This is a genomic window from Devosia sp. A369, from assembly GCF_054489345.1.
On the sequence record NZ_JBTMWV010000009.1, the window covers coordinates 187330 to 203534 of the forward strand.

The window sequence follows — 16205 nt, forward strand, 5'->3', positions numbered from 1 at the left end:
CAATAAGGCTGACATTAAATGCTGCTTTGCTGTCCAATATGCCTATTGACCGGGCACGGGCTAGCCGTGCAGATGGTTTCGCTGCCCGATGAGACCCCATGTGCTGACTTCCGCCGCCTTGCCCGACCTGCTGATTAATGCGGACGACTACGACCGGGTGTCGTCGCTGGTCGAGCGGGCCTGCGAACAGCTGCCCTATGTCGCCGCCTATCTCGAACGCGAGCTGAACCGCGCCGCCGTCTGCGCGCCCTGGGACAAGGCCGGGGTGTCGATGGGGGATCGGGTGATGTTCCGCCTCGATGACGAGCCGCTGACGCGGCTGGGTCGGCTGAGCTATCCCAATCGTCCGTTCGGCGAAAAAGGCAATGTCACGATTCTGGGGGCGGTGGGCGCGGCGCTGATCGGCATGAAGCGCAATGCCAGCATCGAATGGCTCGATGGCGAGCGGCTGCGCACGCTGACCGTGCTGGATTACGGCTGGTAGGGTTAGACAAAGCCATTGCTGTCGAACAGCACCCAGAAGGTCAGCACATTGGTCAAAGCATGGGCAATGGCGGTCCAGAATACCGAGCCGCTGCGCCAGGCGATCCAGCTCCACAGCAGCGCCAATGCCGCCGCGCCGCCGACCAGCGCCAGTGCGCCACCATCAAAAATCAGGCCATGACTGAGCAGCAGCGGCACATGCCAGGCGCTGAACAGGACCCAGCTCAGCCAGAAGCCCAGCCGTCGCCGCTCGGCAAAGCGGGTGAGAAACCCGCCGCGCCAGGCCGCTTCCTCCAAGGGTCCATTGATCACCCCGATCAGGGTGGCGAGCATCGCCCCATGCGTGGTCAGCAGCGCGGTGTTGGGCACAAAGGCCACCAGCGCGACAATCCCAACTTGGATCAGCAGCAAGCCCGGCACGAACCAGTCGCGCCAGGCCAGCCGCTCCGAAAACAGCCTTCCGTCATGACGTTTCCAGGCATGCCAGAAGATGACCGGCAGGCAGAAGCCGAGCCAATAGATCACCAGGGTCAGCAGGAACCCGCTCAGGCCGCCCAGTTGCAGGGTCAGCGCCGGTACGATGAGCACCATGGCGGCAATCAGCGCCATGGCATGCAGGACGAGGGCGATCTGGGAACGGCTCATAAAGGCTCGGCGGCTGCGGACAATCGCCGGCATTGAGTCAGAAGATGGCGGCTGGAGCAATGGCGCTTACGGCGGGCAGGGCGTTCTCCCACCCATAATCGCTACGCTTCAGCGGCGCTAATGCATGTCGCGGCGCGTCACCAGCTCGAAATCATCGGCCACGGGATCAACCTTGAGCGCCAGATGCTGGCGGTCGAGTTCGGCCAGCCAGGCCGTCCACGAGCAGGGGCTCATGCCGTCATCCTGGCTTTCCATCTGCGCCTTGTCGGGCTTCTGGAAGCTCAGCTTGAGCAACGCCCGTTCTTCCCCGAACCGGTTGCGCACCCGGGCAATCGCCGGAATGCCGTGTCGGTCGGTCACCCAGTTCTGGATGTCGCGGTGTCGTGTCAGTGTGTGGTTTCGGGTCATGCTGGCCTCCCCGCCATGGATGCTGCTCACAAGCGCAACGATAGCTGAGCCCCACAGGTTCCGGCTAGAGGTTAACCATTAAGTTTGCGCAGCAGCTTTTCCACCCGCTGGCGCTTGCTGTCCTGCACGATCTTGCCCAGCCGCCCGGTAAGCAAAGCCACAAATCCCGGGTGTTCCGCAGGCGGAATCACCGGGGCCATGGCCTCGGCATAGCTCGGAAACTGGTTGGGCGCGGCATGCTTGAGCCGTTCAAGCAGGATCGGCACCACCTTGTCGCCATAGCCGGCGCGGGCCAGCTTGATCAGGATCGAGTTGCAATGGTCCTTGGCGATCACCGAGCCCCGATCGGCGGCCTCGATGATGGCCGGCAAGTCGGCCACCAGCGCCTCGGCGCGTTGCTCGGCCACGGCGTCGAGCGCCGTCATGGCGCCCCATACCGTGCGATTATTGGCGCTTTTGAGCGCGTCGATGAAAACCGGGCATTCGCCCCCGATCAGCTCGGGCCGTCTGGCGCCGATTTCATACAGCACCTTGAGCGCGTCATTGGCCTGCCGGGCCGAGCCGGAGCGCACCGCCCCGGCCAGTTCGGCGACAGCCGCGCTGTCGCCGGAGGCCGCGATGGCAGCGGCCAGTTCGACATTGGGCCCTTCGTCGCGACGGTCGAGAGCCCCTGAAAGTTTGTCGAGCACGCTCATGGCAGGCCTCCTGACGGCGCCTTAAGCCTCGATGGCCACGTCCAACGCCAGCGTCACCATTTCCTTGAGCGAGGTCTGGCGCTCATTGGCGTCGATCTCTTCCTTGGTGATCAGGCAGTCGGTCATGGTGCAGATGGTCAGCGCCTTGACGCCAAAGCGCGCCGCCAGAGTATAGAGCGCCGCGGCTTCCATTTCGACGCCGATAATGCCGTGCGCGGGCAGGGCGCCATAGCCTTCCAGCCCCGGCTCGGCATGATAGAAAATATCGCTGCTCAGCATATTGCCGGCATGGAAGCGCATGCCCTTTTCTTCGGCCTTGTTGGCGGCAGAGCGCAGCAGACCGAAATCGGCGATCGGGGCGAAATTATATGGCCCGAAGCGGTCGCGCACGATGGCGCTGTCGGTGGTGGCGGCCTGCGCCAGCACCAGATCGCGCACCTTGACCTTGGCATTGAGCCCGCCGCAGGTGCCGACGCGGATCAGCGTCTTGAGCCCATAGACGTTGATCAGCTCATGCACATAGATCGACAGCGAGGGCTGCCCCATGCCGGTGGCCTGCACCGAAACCTTCTTGCCCTTGTAGGTCCCGGTATAGCCCAGGCAATTGCGCACCGAATTGACCAGCTTGGCGTCATCGAGAAAATTCTCGGCAATCCACTTGGCGCGCAGCGGGTCGCCCGGCAGCAACACGGCCTCGGCATAGTCACCCTGCTTGGCGTGGTTATGGGGGGTCATCTTGATCTCCTCGGTTTTTGTCCAGTTGGTCAAATCAATGGCATTGCCGCTCGCCAATGACAACAGACGGCTGATGCCTTGACCTTGCCTTGCCTGCGGTCCATCTACGTTTCCAGCAATGGAGTGACGCAATGGTTGCCAAGATTTTCATCGACGGGGAAGCCGGAACCACGGGTCTGCAGATCCGCGAGCGCCTGGCCGGCCGGCGCGACCTGGAGGTGCTCTCCATCGCCGCCGACAAGCGCAAGGATCAGGACGAACGCCAGCGGCTGCTCAATGCGGCCGATGTGGCGATCCTGTGCCTGCCCGATGATGCGGCCAAGGAAAGCGTCAGCCTGATCACCAATGGCACCACGCGCGTCATCGACGCCTCCACCGCCTATCGCGTCGATCCGGACTGGACCTATGGCTTTGCCGAAATGGACCAGCGCCAGAGCGCGGCCATTGCCGCCGCCCGCTTCGTCTCCAATCCGGGTTGCTGGCCGCAGGGCCTGATCGCCAATATCCGCCCGCTGGTCGAGGCTGGCCTGCTGCCGGCCGATAGCCGGCTCACCTATAACGGCATCAGCGGCTATAGCGGCGGTGGCAAGGCGATGATCGCCGACTACGAAGCCGCCGGCCCCTCGGCCAGCCACTTCATGCCCTATGGCTTGATGTTCAATCACAAGCATGTGCCGGAAATGACGGCCTATCCCAAGCTGACCCACGCGCCGCTCTTCGTCCCCAGTGTGGGCGATTTCGCGCAGGGCATGGCCAGTTTCGTGCCGCTGCAGCTCGGTGATCTCGCCAGCGTGCCGACCGGAAAACAGCTCCACGCGGCTTTGGCCGATCACTATGCCGCCATCCCCGACAGCTTCGTCACCGTCGCGCCTTTCGAGGCGACTGGCCGCGTCGAGGCCCTCGATCCGCAAACCAATAACGGCACCAACCAGCTGACGCTCTACGTCTTCGCCAATGACAGCCTGGCCCAGGCCTTGCTGGTGGCGGTCTATGACAATCTAGGCAAGGGCGCCTCCGGCGCCGCCGTGCAGAACCTCAATCTGATGCTCGGCGTCGACGCCAAGGAAAGCCTGGCGGCATAGCCGCCGGGGGGCGAGCCGAACGCTTTCCCGTCTTCCCGACTTGACCCCGCGCCTGCTTATGCGCGATGAACCGGCCAAAGCGAGGTTTTCCAGCCATGGACAAGTTCACCACCCTGACCGGTGTCGCGGCACCCCTGCCGATCATCAATATCGACACCGACATGATCATCCCCAAGCAGTATCTCAAGACCATCAAGCGGACGGGTCTGGGGACGGCGCTGTTTTCCGAGATGCGCTATCATGAAGATGGCACGGAAAATCCCGATTTCGTGCTGAACAAGCCGGGCTATCGCAATGCCACCATCATCGTGGCCGGCGACAATTTCGGCTGCGGTTCCAGCCGCGAGCATGCCCCCTGGGCGCTGCTCGATTTCGGCGTGCGCTGCGTCATCTCCACCAGCTTCGCCGACATCTTCTACAATAACTGCTTCAAGAACGGCATTCTGCCGCTGGTCGTTACCCCCGAGCAGCTCAAGCTGCTGCTGGACGATGCCGAGCGCGGCTCCAACGCCACGCTGACCGTCGATCTGGAAAGCCAGACCGTCAAGGGTCCGGATGGCGGCACCATCCATTTCGATATCGATCCGAGCCGCAAGCAGATCCTGCTCGAAGGCCTCGACGATATCGCCGGCACGCTGAAGTCCGATCCGTCCATCTCGGCCTTTGAAGGCCAGATGGCCACCGACCGGCCCTGGCTCTAAGCCTGTCCCAATCAACCCCGCCAGTTCAGCTGGCGGGGTTTTTTCATTCCCGAAACCACCCACCCCCAAAAGGCCCCATCATGGTGCAGCGCGTTTCCACCGGTTCCCCCTTTGAAGCCACCTTCGGCTATTCCCGCGCCGTGCGGCATGACGATACCGTCTATGTCTCGGGCACCACCGGCTATGATTACGCCACCATGACCATGCCCGACGATATCGGCCAGCAGGCGGCCAATGCGCTGGCCACCATCGACAAGGCGCTGCGCGAAGCCGGCTCGTCCATTCAGGACACCGTGCGCGTGGTGTATTATGTCGGCGACCGCGCTGACGTCGACGCGGTGGTGAAGGCCGTCGGTCCGGTGTTCAAGGACATCCGCCCCGCCGCCTCGATGCTGATCGTGCAGATGATCGAAGCCGGCATGAAAATCGAAATCGAAGTCACCGCCCGCATCGGCGCCGCCAACTCCTAGGCCGACAACCCACTCGTCCGAGTCAGCGCCGCTTCATCACCCGTCGACACCCGGTCACGGCCATTGGCCTTGGCGTGGTACAGGGCGGCGTCGGCCCGCCGCAGCAGGTCCGACAGGCTGTCGCCCGGCACCAGCTGGGCCACGCCGAAACTGGCGCTGGCCTGGCGGTTGCTGCCGAGATGGGCCAGCGACAATCCGGTAAAGCCGTTGCGCACCCCCTCGGCATAAAGCCGCGCCATCGCCAGATTGGCGCCGGGCATGAACACGGCAAATTCCTCGCCGCCGAGCCGGCCGACCACGGCGCGCGTATCGGCGGTGGCGGTCAGCACATTGCCAAAGGCGGTGATCACAAGGTCGCCGGCCTCGTGGCCAAAACTGTCATTGATCGTCTTGAAGTGGTCGAGGTCGGCCACCACCATGGCGCCGGGCGTGCCGCGGCGCAGCAGCCGGCTGGCGCGTTCCTCGAAGCCACGCCGGTTGAACAGGCCCGATAGCGTGTCGGTTTCCGACCGCGCGGTCATTTCGGCCATGACGTCACGGACAATGATCAGCAGAGTCAGCAGGCCGTTGGTAATGAGCAGCACGGCCCCCAGCGTCTGCGAATAGGCGGCATAGTTGGACGCCAGATAGTCTTGCGGCGCGGCCCCGGAGCCGATCGCCATCGCCATGATCGGCTTGGCCAGGAAGTGCAGCGCCACGCCGAGGTAAAGGCAGAACAGGGCGATATCGAGCGCGCGTTTTTTGGGCAGCCGGCTGAGTACGGCAATGCCCACCACCTGCACCAGGAAATACGGCAGCTGGTAGAGCAAATTGCGCAGGGCGCTTTCGCGCTCCATGTCGAGAATCGAGAGGTTGAGCAGGAGCGATGCGCCGATCAGGGCCAGCAGCGGCCGCCAGGGCGGAACCAGCCGATAATGATGGGCGAGACCGATCACGCCACTGGCCAGCGCGATCAGGAAGACTGCGAAAATGCCAAAGCTGACCAGGCGATGGTCATCCTGATAGGGCAGGATGAATTCGAGCACCATGTAAAGGGCGCCGAAGCCATAGGAAAACGCCAGCCAGCGCGCCCCGATGGCCGAGCGCTGATAGGCTGCCACGACGCCGAAGGCGGTGGCAAAGATGCCGGCAACAAAAAGATTAATGGCAAGCACGAAGGCTGCGGCACTCATAAAACCAGTCCGTGGTCAGATGGCGCCGATCCTAGTGTTCAGGGGCAAAACGAGACGTTAACAGGGCGGGAGTTTGTGGGGCGACTGAGCGATAAGTCACTGCGCGATCAGTCTGCCACCCTCCCCCTTGCGGGGAGGGAGAGCGAGATAGGACTTAGCCCTTGCTAAGTCCGTGATCGAGCCGGGAGGGGGTGCGAGAGCCCCGATGTCCGGGCCAAACCACCCCACCCTTGATCCCTCCCCGCAAGGGGGAGGGTGTCGACTGCAACAACAATGCCAAGCGGGGTGACACGGTGGGCGCCTAGCGCCCCGCCACCCCAAACGCCTCGGCGATCAGCGCATAGCTGCGCCGACGCAGTTCATAGCTATGCACCGTCGTGGTGATCATCACCTCGTCGGCCTCACAGGCTTCCGCCTTTTCCGCAATCGCGTCGCGCACCGTTTCGGGCGAGCCGACAATCCACAGCGTCGACTGGTGATCGATGACATTTTGCTGCTGCGCGGTCAGCACCCTTGCATGGGCCTCTTCGGGGGCCATCAGCTTGCGCTGCTCGCCGGTGGTGAACAGCGCCCAGCTCACCGCCTGCGAATGCGACAGATATTGCGCCTCCTCGTCGGTCGGCGCGCAGATGGCCGAGACACAGAGCATGGTTTTGGGCTTGGGAAAGGCGTCGCTCGCCATGAAGCCATAGCGATAGGCTTCAAAGGCCGGGGCCGGCGGGGTGTGGCTGAAATGGGCGGCAAAGGCGTAGCCCATGCCCAATTGTCCGGCCGCCTGGGCACTGGCGCCCGACGAGCCGAGCAGCCACATCGGCGGCAGACGCACCCCGCCCGGCGACACCGGCACCCGCGAATAGGGATGCTCGGGCGGAAAACTGTCTTCGTCAAACGCCATCAGCTCGGCCAGATAGGCGGTAAATTCCTCGCCGCCGCCACTGCGCAAGGCGCGCATGGCATAGCCATCGCCACCCGGCGCGCGCCCGAGGCCGAGATCGATACGGCCGGGAAACAGCCCTTCCAGCGTCCGATAGGCCTCGGCGATGCGCAGCGGCGCATGGTTGAGCAGCATGACGCCACCGGCGCCGATGCGCAGGTTTTTGGTATGGGCAGCGGCGCTGCCGATGAGGATTTCCGGCACTGACGAGGCAATGGAGGGCATGCCGTGATGCTCGGCATACCACAGCCGCTGATAGCCCAGCCGGTCAGCTTCCTGCGCCAGCAGAATGGTTTCAGCCATCGCCTGGGCGGTGGTGGTGCCTTCGGCAATCGGGGCGAGGTCCTGCAGCGACAGGGCAAATTGGGCGGCCATGGCAATTTCCTTTTGGAGCAATCGCGGCGTTCTATCGGCAAAATGCGATGAAAGCGAGATGGCAATCTTGGCGCGGTAACCTCTGATTCATTGCAATTTGAATCAAACCTTGCCGATCCGGCTCCGGCGCGCTCAATCGCAGATTGACGGCAAGGAGCCAAAGCCATGCGTATGTTCTGCAAGCGAATTGGCCTGATCGTGGCGCTGCTGTTGCTGGCCGTGCCAGCGGCGCAGGCCCAGTTCAATTTCCTGCCCGAAGTCCGCGCCGGCATCTTTTCGCGTGGCGTCGATGGCGGTGGCCCGCTGCTCGATGCCAACCGCATCGGCGACGCCAATGTCGAGCTGCTGTTCGCCGTGCCCGATCTCAATGCCTGGACACTGATCGGCGAGCTGCGCCCGCATCTGGGCGCGACGATGAGCTTTCGCGGCCAGGATTCTTATGGCTATGCCGGGCTGAGCTGGACCTTTCAGGCGCCGGTGCTGCCGGTGTTTGTCGAAGCCAGCGCCGGTGGCGTGCTGCGCAGCAGCATGTTTTCTGCGCCCGAGAATGATCCGGCGCGCAATTTCGGCTGCGGCGTCGGCGCCCGCGTCGCCGGCAGCGTCGGTCTCAACCTGCCGCTGGGCACCTCGCTGATCGGCACCGTGGAACATCTGCCCGATTTCGGCACCTGCGGCACGACCCGGGCCAATACCAATGTCGGCGTGCGGCTGGGCTTCCGGTTTTAGGTTTTTGCCGCCGAGGATGCAGCGGGCCTGTGAGCTTGCCCCACCCTCGATGTCACCCCGGCCTTGAGCCGGGGCCCATCCCCCGATCACGCCAAGAGTATCCATCTCAGGATGGGTCCCGGCTCAAGGCCGGGATGACACCGCGTTTAAATGCAGGTGCTTGCAAAAACCCCTAGGCCGCCTGGCCGGCTGCCCAGCCTGAGGCCCAGGCCCATTGGAAATTATAACCGCCGAGCCAGCCGGTCACGTCCACCACTTCGCCGATGAAATAGAGGCCGGGCACGTCGCGCGCGCCCATGGTCTTGGCGTCGAGATCGCGCGTATCCACCCCGCCCAGCGTCACTTCGGCAGTGCGATAGCCTTCCGAACCCACGGGCTTGAGCGTCCAGCGCTTCAAAATCGCTTCGACAATGGCCAGCTTCTTGTCGGAAAAATCGCCGATCATGCCGCCCATATCCAGCTCTTCGCCGAGCAATTGCGCCAGCTTCTTCGGCAGCATCTGGCTCAGCACCGTCTGCACCTGCAGCCTTGGCGTCGCCTGCCGCGCCGCGCGCAGCGCCTCGCCGGCGTCCTGATGCGGCAGCAAATCCACCGCAATGGCGTCGCCCTCGCGCCAATAGGAGGAAATCTGCAAAATCGACGGGCCGGACAGGCCGCGATGGGTGAACAGCAGCGCTTCCTCGAAGGCGGTCTTGCCATGGCTGACAATGGCGTCGGCGGCGATGCCGGAGAGCTGCTTGAGCTTTTCCAGTGCGCCGGTCTCAAAGGTCAGCGGCACGAGGCCCGGCCGTGTGTCGGTCAGCCGCAGGCCGAATTGGGTGGCGAGCTGATAGCCCAGCCCGCTGGCGCCCATTTTCGGAATGGATTTGCCGCCGGTGGCGACAATCAGGCTTTCCGCCGTGATCGACGAAGTCGAGAGCGCGATGGCAAAGCCGGTCTCCTCGCGGCTGACGCTTTCGACAGAGGTTTCCAGCACCAGCGTCACCCCGGCGCGGCGCATTTCGCCCAGCAGCATGGTGTTGATCTGGGTGGCCGGGCCATCGCAGAATAATTGCCCCAGCGTCTTTTCGTGGAAGGTGATGCCGTGGTCGCGCACCATGGCGATGAAGTTTTCCGGTGTATAGCGGCTGAGCGCCGACAGCGCGAAGCGCGGGTTCTGGCTCAAAAACCGGTCGCGGCCCTTCTCGATGGTGGCGTTGATATTGGTGAAGTTGCAGCGCCCGCCGCCCGAGATGCGGATTTTCTCGCCGGCATATTTGCCGTGGTCGACCAGCAGCACGCTGCGGCCGCGCCGCCCGGCCTCGATAGCCGCCATCATGCCGGCCGCACCGGCGCCAAGGATCACGACATCATAATGGGGCATGGCTTGGTCCTGCGTTGGCGACAGGGTGGCTCTTAGTCGAAGTGCCACACCGTGCCAATGGTGACCTTGCTGGTGCTCGGCCCGCTGACCCCGGTCAGGCCCGGCGCGCCATCGATGCGGCCAAGCAGCAGTGCCTCGCCGCGCAGGCTCGCCTGCCCCCACAGCGCATATTCGACGCCGCCGCCAAACACATAGGCGCCGCGGCCCTCGACCAGCCCTAGCCCGCCCGCCACATAGGCCAGCACGCCGTCGGTGGGCACGACGCCGATGTGCGCCAGCCCCAGCACGTCGAGCCCGGCATCGCCCGACGTATCGAAATTGAACCCGAGCTGGGTTTCGATACCGGCGCGGAAGCTGTCATTGAGGGCGTAATTATAGCCGGCCAACCCGCCCATCTCGAAGCGGCTCAAATGCCAACCCCAGCCGTAATCATCGAAGAAGTTGAATTGCGGGTCGGTCAGGCCGCCAATATTGATGCCGGCATAGGGACCACTGAAGTCGGTTGCCGGCCCACTGTTGAAGCCGGTGGCGGCCGCCCCGCCATCGAGCTGCCAGAGCAGGCCCGAGGTGATGCGCATCGCCGAAATGGCGGGAATGTCATTGCCATTGGGCACCGGGCCGAGCTGGCCGATGCCGGCCGCTTCGAGCCGCAGCGCCATGGCGTCGGTCACCATCACTTCAGCGCCGATACCGGCCTCGAAGGCCCAGCTTTCGCCGAGATGGCCGACGCCACCCAGCAGATAAATCAGGCTATTGTCGCCGGCGGCAAAGCCGAGCCGGGCCAGCGCCATGGCGCGCAGATAGGTCGCGTTGGAAAAGTCAGTGGCGACCGTCGCCTGTAGCTCAGCGCCTAGGATCACCCCGGGCGCGACGGGCTGGTTCCAGCCGATCACCGCGCCAAGTTCGGGGCGGATGTCGGCGCCGGCGCTGTTGAAATTATTCTTGCGCGCCGAAATCGGACCGAGCAGTACGCCGGCATAAAGCCCGTCAAAGGCGCTGGGGGCGGTGAAGTCGGCCGTCAGCTGGGGGCTGAAATACAGCGCGTCCTGGCCATGGGCGCCGCTCGCCAGCAGCGCCGTCGCCATCAATGCCCCTGCAATCGCGCCAGCCCGCATCGCCCTATCCTCGCACGTTCCGCCATTTCGGCGCGGAAGCCGCTAATGCCGCAACAATTTTGTTCCTTAACACCGTCTTAACAGAGCCGCTGTTGCAAATCAGCACCATTGCGCCGCCGGCCCGGCAATTGCATTGACTCTTTCCTATTACGGAGTATGAGAACTCCTGCTTTCCAACCGAAGCAGTCAATTGATGCGCAGCTTTTTCGACATTGCAGACCCTGCAACCGCCCGGCCACTGGCCGGTGGCGTCGCTGCCCTCATGACCAAAACCACCAAAACCGCCTGACGCTTGTCCCCGGGTCGTCTCCCGACGGGGAGAGGCGAAGGCACCGGATGGCCGCGACGCTACGTCGCGCGGGGGCGGAAATTGGTTAGGAACTGGAGTTCAAAAATGGGTTATCGCGTCGCTGTCGTCGGGGCCACGGGCAATGTGGGCCGGGAAGTTCTCAATATTCTGGCGGAGCGCAAGTTCCCCGCCTCCGAGGTGATTGCGCTGGCGTCGTCGCGCTCGATCGGCCGGGAAATCTCCTATGGCGACAAGATACTCAAGGCGAAGAACCTTGATGATTTCGACTTCAAGGGCGTCGATTTCGCCATTCTGTCGGCCGGCTCGACCATCGCCAAGGATTGGGGCCCGCGCATTGCCGCCACCGGCTGCATCGTCATCGATAATTCCAGCTTCTGGCGCTATGATTCCAATGTGCCGCTGATCGTGCCAGAAGTGAACGGGCCGTCGCTCGCCAAGTGGCTGGCCAATCCGAACCGCCTCAACATCATCGCCAATCCCAATTGCTCAACCGCCCAGCTGGTGGTGGCGCTCAAGCCCCTGCATGACTTCGCCAAGATCAAGCGCGTCGTGGTCTCGACCTATCAGTCGGTGTCGGGCGCCGGCAAGGAAGGCATTGACGAGCTGTGGAACCAGACCAAGGGCATTTTCGTCAATGACAGCCCGGGCAATGGCAACAAGTTCCCCAAGCAGATCGCCTTCAACGTCATCCCCCATATCGACGTCTTCATGGAAGACGGTTCCACCAAGGAAGAGTGGAAGGTGATGGCCGAAACCAAGAAGATTCTCGATCCCAAGATCAAGGTGACCTGCACGGCCGTGCGCGTGCCGGTGTTTGTCGGCCATTCCGAAGCGGTCAATATCGAGTTCGAAAATCCGATCACCGTCGATGAAGCGCGCGACGTGCTGCGCGAAGCGCCCGGCGTTGCGGTGATCGACAAGCGCGAACCGGGCGGCTACGCCACCCCGGTCGAGAGCGTCGGCGATAACGACACCTTTGTCAGCCGCATCCGCGAAGACGTCACCATCGAGAACGGCCTCAATATCTGGGTCGTCTCGGACAATCTGCGCAAGGGCGCGGCGCTCAACACCATCCAGATCGCCGAAACCCTGATCGAACTCGGCCTCAAGCCCCGCGCGGCCTAAGCCGCCGACGGCGCACTTCCCTTCTCCCCTGAGGGGAGAAGGTGGCCCGATAGGGCCGGATGAGGGGTTTAGCCTCACGGCTTCTGCCGATGGGCCTTCACCCCTCACCCCAACCCTCTCCCCTGAGGGGCGAGGGGGCGAAAGAGCCGACGATACCAAGTGGGTGTGAAACGCGCTAAGGCTACTCCAGCGGCGGTGCTGAATGGTGCCGCCCACCCCCCCACCTCAGCCCTCCCCATAAGGGGGAGGGAGCCAGATCGAGCGGCTGAGACGATCGCGCTCCACAACCCCACAGTCCTTCCATGCCCATCCGCGATGTCCTGCTGGCCCTTGCTGTCGTGTTCATCTGGGGGCTCAATTTCGTCGCCATCAAATGGGGCGTCGCTGAAATCTCGCCCTATCTGCTGACCGGGCTGCGCTATCTCGGCTGCGCCCTGCCGGCGGTATTTTTCATCCGCCGCCCCCCGGTGAGCTGGTGGCTGTTGATCGCCTATGGCCTCAGCGTCGGCGTGTTGCAGTTCGGCCTGCTGTTCGCGGCGATGAAGTTCGGCATGCCGGCGGGACTGGCCAGCCTGCTGATGCAGGTCCAGGTGTTCTTCACCATGATATTGGCGGTGCTGTTCCTTGGCGAACGGCCGACGCTGCCGCAGCTGGGCGGGGCGCTCGTGGCGCTGCTCGGCCTGGGCATTATCGGGGCCGAGCATCTGGGTGGCACCATGCTGATGCCCTTGCTGATGACGCTGCTGGCGGCGCTGTTCTGGGCCATTTCCAACATTCTGACCAAGCGCGCCGGCAAGATCGACATGCTGGGCTTCGTGGTGTGGAGTAGCCTCGTGGCGCCGCTGCCGATGCTGGCGCTGGCGCTGCTGATCGACGGGCCGCAGGTGGTGGTGGAGCTGTTCAGCATCAGCCCGCGGGCGCTGGCGTCGATGCTGTTCATTGCCTATGGCTCGACCCTCGTCGGTTATGTCGGCTGGGCGGTCTTGCTGGGGCGGCATCCGGCGAGTCTGGTCGCGCCCTTCTCGCTGCTGGTGCCGGTGGTCGGCTTTGCCGCCGCCTATGTGCTGCTGGGCGAGCAGGTGAGCCTGCTTGAAATCGCCGGCAGCGCGCTGATTTTTGTCGGCCTGGTGCTCACCATTATCGGGCCGCGGCTGCTGGCCCGGTTGCGGGCTGCCTGATGCCGCTGCGTCATATCGGGCTGGCGCTGCTGGTGGTGGCGATCTGGGGCTTCAACTTCGTCATGATCAAGCTCAGCGTCGAGGCGCTGCCGCCGATTCTGGCCGCCGGCCTGCGCTTTGTCGCGGCGGCGCTGCCGGCGGTGCTGTTTATCCGCCCGCCCAAGGCGCCTTGGTGGCTGGTCACCGGGTTCGGGCTGGCCTTCGGCTTTGCGCTCTATGGCTTTCTCAATCTGTCGCTGGCCTGGGGCATGTCGGCCGGGCTCAGCTCGCTGGTGCTGCAGACCCAGGCGTTTTTCACCATGGCGCTGGCTTTTATGCTGCTCGGCGAACGCCCGACCCGGTTTCAGCTGCTGGGTGCGGCCATCGCCTTTGCCGGCATCGCGGTGATCGCCACCGAACGTCTCACCGCCACGGCGCTGCTGCCGCTGGGCATGGTGCTGCTGGCAGCGCTGAGCTGGGGGGTGGCCAATGTGCTGACCAAAAAGGCCGGCCGGGTCAATGCGCTGGCTTTTACCGTCTGGGGCGCACTGGCCGCGCCGCTGCCGCTGCTGGCTTTGTCGCTGTGGCTCGAAGGGCCGCCGGTGGTGCTGGCGGCATTGGCCGGGTTCGGCTGGCGCGATGCCGGGCTGATCGCCTTTCTCGCCTATCCGGCGACGCTGTTGGCCGGCGGCATCTGGAGCTGGCTGCTCGGCCAGCATCCGGCCTCGGTGGTGGCGCCCTTTACCCTCTTGGTGCCGATCACCGGCCTGTTGTCGGGCTATCTGGTGCTGGGCGAGGTCATTACCCCGGTCGAGGTCGGCGGCGCCCTGCTGGTGGTGGCCGGCCTTGTCGTCACCGTGCTGCGCGGCCGCGCCGTACCGGCCAGCACGTCAGCCTGAGGCAACAAAAAAAGCCACCCCGGAAACCGGGGTGGCTGTTCGGTTGCCCAAAACTGGGCAGCCTGATTTAGCCGGCAGCTGCCGGAGGGGTCGTTGCGGCCAGAACGTCAAACTCTTCCACGGACAGCTCGCCATCGGCGTTGGTGTCAGCGGCTGTGAAAGACTCCTCGTTGAGGTCCGGCCAAGCGACCTGGGCTTCGACCAGGGTGAGGCCGCCGCTGGCATCGGTGTCGAACGAGGCGAAGTCAGGGGCAGCAGCCTGGGCAAAGGCGGCCGTGGACAGGCCAAGCACGACGAGGGACGACAGAATGATCTTCTTCATGGGAGTTGAGCTCCAATGTTGGGGGAGAGGAAAAAAGCGGTGACCGGTTAGCCGATCCCCGACGGGCCGTTCTCCTGCGGTCCGTGAGACAGACAATGCTGGTGCAATGTGTCTCGCCAGCGCCGAAAACTCGGCGGCCACCGGGAAATTCCGGGGCAAATTGCGGGCAGTTCTGGCCAGACTAAGGCAGGCCGTATCGGCCAAGATAATTTGACATTAACCACGATGGTTCGCAGGCAACGCTAAAAATGGCATTGCGCCTCCATGTAATATTATGGAATGGCGCAGACTAACTGCTTATTTTTTTGGGGTGTTCTTCTATCACGGCCGCGTGACCGCTTGAGCAAGACTTCACGCGGCAGTGATCGGCCAGTCAAAAGCGCTCGAGATCAGATCTCGGGGCGGACGAAATCGCCGCTCTCATTGTCCATGATCCACAATTCACCGGTGGAGATATCAAACCAGGCGCCATGCACCGCCAGCCGACCCTCTTCTTCCAATTCGGCGACATAGGGGAAGGTGCGCAGATTTTGGATCGAGTTGCGGATCGAGATGCGTTCGAGCGCTGTTTCGCGCTCGGCCGGGGTCATCAAGCCATTGCCGCTGAGCTGGCCGGGCAGGTCGCCCAGCATGTTCATCCACTTGCCGATGAAGTCGCCGGTGTCGAGCGGGCGCTGGTCGGTCGCCAATGCGGCGCGAATGCCGCCGCAGCGGCCATGGCCCATGATGACGATATTGGCGATATCCAGCGCCTTGACGGCATATTCAATGCCGGCCGAGGTGCCGTGCTGGCCGCCATCGGGCTGATAGGTCGGCACCAGATTGGCGACGTTGCGCAGCACGAAGAGTTCGCCCGGCCCCGCATCGAAGATCATCTCCGGCGCGGCGCGGCTGTCGCAGCAGGCGATAATCATGGTTGTGGGATGCTGGCCCTCGCTGGCGAGGCCACGAATTCGGCCCTTCTCACGGGCATAACGACCCGCCATGAAGTTGGCGTGGCCTTTGAGGAGATGATCGGGAAAACGATGCATGATTTCTGGATTAGCGATAAGAGCGTTTGAGATCAACTGCTACCATCGCTTCATAGTGCAATAGGGCCATGCATGATTATCTATCGCTTTCTCACCGGTGAAGACGATTCCGCCTTCTGCCACAAGGTCACCAAGGCCCTCAGCGAAGGCTGGCAGCTGCATGGCGCCCCCAGCTACGCTTATGACGGCTTCTCGAAAAAAATGCGCTGCGGCCAGGCCGTCACCCGCCTCGCCAAGGATCAACCCTACGATCCCGACAAAAAGCTGGTGGATTTCTAGTGCAGCTTCGCCGCCGCGTCCCCCATTGCATGGCCCAGGTCTGGAATGGGGTGGAGGCTGTGTGAGAACTCGTAGCGCCTTATCGAGCCGGATACCGGCGATGGCGTGAGGTGTTTCCTCTCACCCCTTCATCGCCTTGAGGGTGGTGTCGACACCGGCGACTGCAATGGCTCGCTTG

General features: G+C 63.5%; 19 protein-coding genes. 9 read left to right on the forward strand and 10 right to left on the reverse strand.

What is annotated here, in order from left to right; all coding sequences use genetic code 11:
- Nucleotides 1-100 precede the first annotated feature (100 nt).
- The gene (locus tag ACX3OZ_RS13575) at nucleotides 101-484 is read left to right on the forward strand and encodes a hypothetical protein (RefSeq protein WP_459094006.1); all 384 of its coding nucleotides are present in this window, start codon (nucleotides 101-103) and stop codon (nucleotides 482-484) included.
- Between the two features lie 2 nt (nucleotides 485-486).
- Here ACX3OZ_RS13575 and ACX3OZ_RS13580 read toward each other — a convergent pair whose 3' ends face one another.
- From ACX3OZ_RS13580 to deoD, 4 genes are all read right to left on the reverse strand, one after another.
- Nucleotides 487-1128 (reverse strand): CPBP family glutamic-type intramembrane protease, encoded by a 642-nt coding sequence (locus ACX3OZ_RS13580; protein WP_459104679.1) that lies wholly within the window; start codon nucleotides 1126-1128, stop codon nucleotides 487-489.
- A 117-nt stretch (nucleotides 1129-1245) separates the two neighbouring features.
- Nucleotides 1246-1536: a hypothetical protein gene (locus tag ACX3OZ_RS13585; protein ID WP_459094004.1), complete on the reverse strand. Its 291-nt coding sequence runs from the start codon at nucleotides 1534-1536 to the stop codon at nucleotides 1246-1248.
- A 71-nt stretch (nucleotides 1537-1607) separates the two neighbouring features.
- The gene (locus ACX3OZ_RS13590; protein ID WP_459094003.1) at nucleotides 1608-2231 is read right to left on the reverse strand and encodes a hypothetical protein; all 624 of its coding nucleotides are present in this window, start codon (nucleotides 2229-2231) and stop codon (nucleotides 1608-1610) included.
- 21 nt (nucleotides 2232-2252) lie between these two features.
- On the reverse strand, nucleotides 2253-2966 hold the full coding sequence (deoD, locus tag ACX3OZ_RS13595; protein WP_459094002.1) for a purine-nucleoside phosphorylase: 714 nt from the start codon (nucleotides 2964-2966) through the stop codon (nucleotides 2253-2255).
- A gap of 131 nt (nucleotides 2967-3097) precedes the next feature.
- Here deoD and argC point away from each other — a divergent pair, with 131 nt between their 5' ends.
- The 3 genes from argC to ACX3OZ_RS13610 all read left to right on the forward strand — a co-directional run bounded on the left by argC (nucleotide 3098) and on the right by ACX3OZ_RS13610 (nucleotide 5219).
- Nucleotides 3098-4048, forward strand: a complete 951-nt coding sequence (gene argC / locus ACX3OZ_RS13600; protein WP_459094001.1) for an N-acetyl-gamma-glutamyl-phosphate reductase — start codon at nucleotides 3098-3100, stop codon at nucleotides 4046-4048.
- A 95-nt stretch (nucleotides 4049-4143) separates the two neighbouring features.
- Nucleotides 4144-4749, forward strand: coding sequence for a 3-isopropylmalate dehydratase small subunit (gene leuD, locus ACX3OZ_RS13605; protein ID WP_459094000.1), 606 nt, complete (start codon nucleotides 4144-4146; stop codon nucleotides 4747-4749).
- An 80-nt stretch (nucleotides 4750-4829) separates the two neighbouring features.
- Complete coding sequence (locus tag ACX3OZ_RS13610; protein WP_459104680.1) at nucleotides 4830-5219, forward strand: RidA family protein; 390 nt, start codon at nucleotides 4830-4832, stop codon at nucleotides 5217-5219.
- Here the strand turns inward: ACX3OZ_RS13610 and ACX3OZ_RS13615 are convergent.
- Nucleotides 5216-6391, reverse strand: a complete 1176-nt coding sequence (locus tag ACX3OZ_RS13615) for a GGDEF domain-containing protein (protein ID WP_459104681.1) — start codon at nucleotides 6389-6391, stop codon at nucleotides 5216-5218. The genes ACX3OZ_RS13610 and ACX3OZ_RS13615 overlap by 4 nt on opposite strands.
- A 301-nt stretch (nucleotides 6392-6692) precedes the next feature.
- Nucleotides 6693-7700 carry an LLM class flavin-dependent oxidoreductase gene (locus tag ACX3OZ_RS13620; protein WP_459104682.1) on the reverse strand — a complete coding sequence of 336 codons (1008 nt, stop codon included), beginning with the start codon at nucleotides 7698-7700 and terminating at the stop codon, nucleotides 6693-6695.
- 165 nt (nucleotides 7701-7865) lie between these two features.
- Here ACX3OZ_RS13620 and ACX3OZ_RS13625 point away from each other — a divergent pair, with 165 nt between their 5' ends.
- Entirely contained in the window at nucleotides 7866-8426 is a 561-nt protein-coding gene (locus ACX3OZ_RS13625; protein ID WP_459093996.1) for a hypothetical protein, read from the forward strand.
- A 172-nt stretch (nucleotides 8427-8598) separates the two neighbouring features.
- Here the strand turns inward: ACX3OZ_RS13625 and ACX3OZ_RS13630 are convergent, their stop codons facing one another.
- Together ACX3OZ_RS13630 and ACX3OZ_RS13635 are read right to left on the reverse strand one after the other, a co-directional pair.
- Entirely contained in the window at nucleotides 8599-9789 is a 1191-nt protein-coding gene (locus tag ACX3OZ_RS13630; protein WP_459093995.1) for a BaiN/RdsA family NAD(P)/FAD-dependent oxidoreductase, read from the reverse strand.
- Nucleotides 9790-9821: 32 nt separating this feature from the next.
- Nucleotides 9822-10904 carry a hypothetical protein gene (locus ACX3OZ_RS13635; RefSeq protein WP_459093994.1) on the reverse strand — a complete coding sequence of 361 codons (1083 nt, stop codon included), beginning with the start codon at nucleotides 10902-10904 and terminating at the stop codon, nucleotides 9822-9824.
- A gap of 394 nt (nucleotides 10905-11298) precedes the next feature.
- Between ACX3OZ_RS13635 and ACX3OZ_RS13640 the strand changes: the two genes are divergently transcribed.
- The 3 genes from ACX3OZ_RS13640 (at nucleotide 11299) to ACX3OZ_RS13650 (ending at nucleotide 14395) form a co-directional block, all read left to right on the forward strand.
- Nucleotides 11299-12339, forward strand: coding sequence for an aspartate-semialdehyde dehydrogenase (locus ACX3OZ_RS13640; RefSeq protein ID WP_459093993.1), 1041 nt, complete (start codon nucleotides 11299-11301; stop codon nucleotides 12337-12339).
- A 302-nt stretch (nucleotides 12340-12641) separates the two neighbouring features.
- Complete coding sequence (locus tag ACX3OZ_RS13645) at nucleotides 12642-13517, forward strand: EamA family transporter (RefSeq protein WP_459093992.1); 876 nt, start codon at nucleotides 12642-12644, stop codon at nucleotides 13515-13517.
- The gene (locus ACX3OZ_RS13650; protein WP_459093991.1) at nucleotides 13517-14395 is read left to right on the forward strand and encodes an EamA family transporter; all 879 of its coding nucleotides are present in this window, start codon (nucleotides 13517-13519) and stop codon (nucleotides 14393-14395) included. The genes ACX3OZ_RS13645 and ACX3OZ_RS13650 overlap by 1 nt, the downstream gene beginning before the upstream one ends.
- 67 nt (nucleotides 14396-14462) lie before the next feature.
- On the opposite strand, the gene ACX3OZ_RS13655 is transcribed toward ACX3OZ_RS13650, so the two are convergent.
- A complete protein-coding gene (locus ACX3OZ_RS13655) occupies nucleotides 14463-14717 on the reverse strand; it encodes a hypothetical protein (protein WP_459093990.1) in 255 nt (84 codons plus the stop codon).
- A 389-nt stretch (nucleotides 14718-15106) separates the two neighbouring features.
- On the reverse strand, nucleotides 15107-15748 hold the full coding sequence (locus ACX3OZ_RS13660) for a carbonic anhydrase (protein ID WP_459093989.1): 642 nt from the start codon (nucleotides 15746-15748) through the stop codon (nucleotides 15107-15109).
- Between the two features lie 72 nt (nucleotides 15749-15820).
- Here ACX3OZ_RS13660 and ACX3OZ_RS13665 point away from each other — a divergent pair, with 72 nt between their 5' ends.
- Complete coding sequence (locus ACX3OZ_RS13665; RefSeq protein WP_459093988.1) at nucleotides 15821-16027, forward strand: DUF1737 domain-containing protein; 207 nt, start codon at nucleotides 15821-15823, stop codon at nucleotides 16025-16027.
- Nucleotides 16028-16205: the final 178 nt, after the last annotated feature.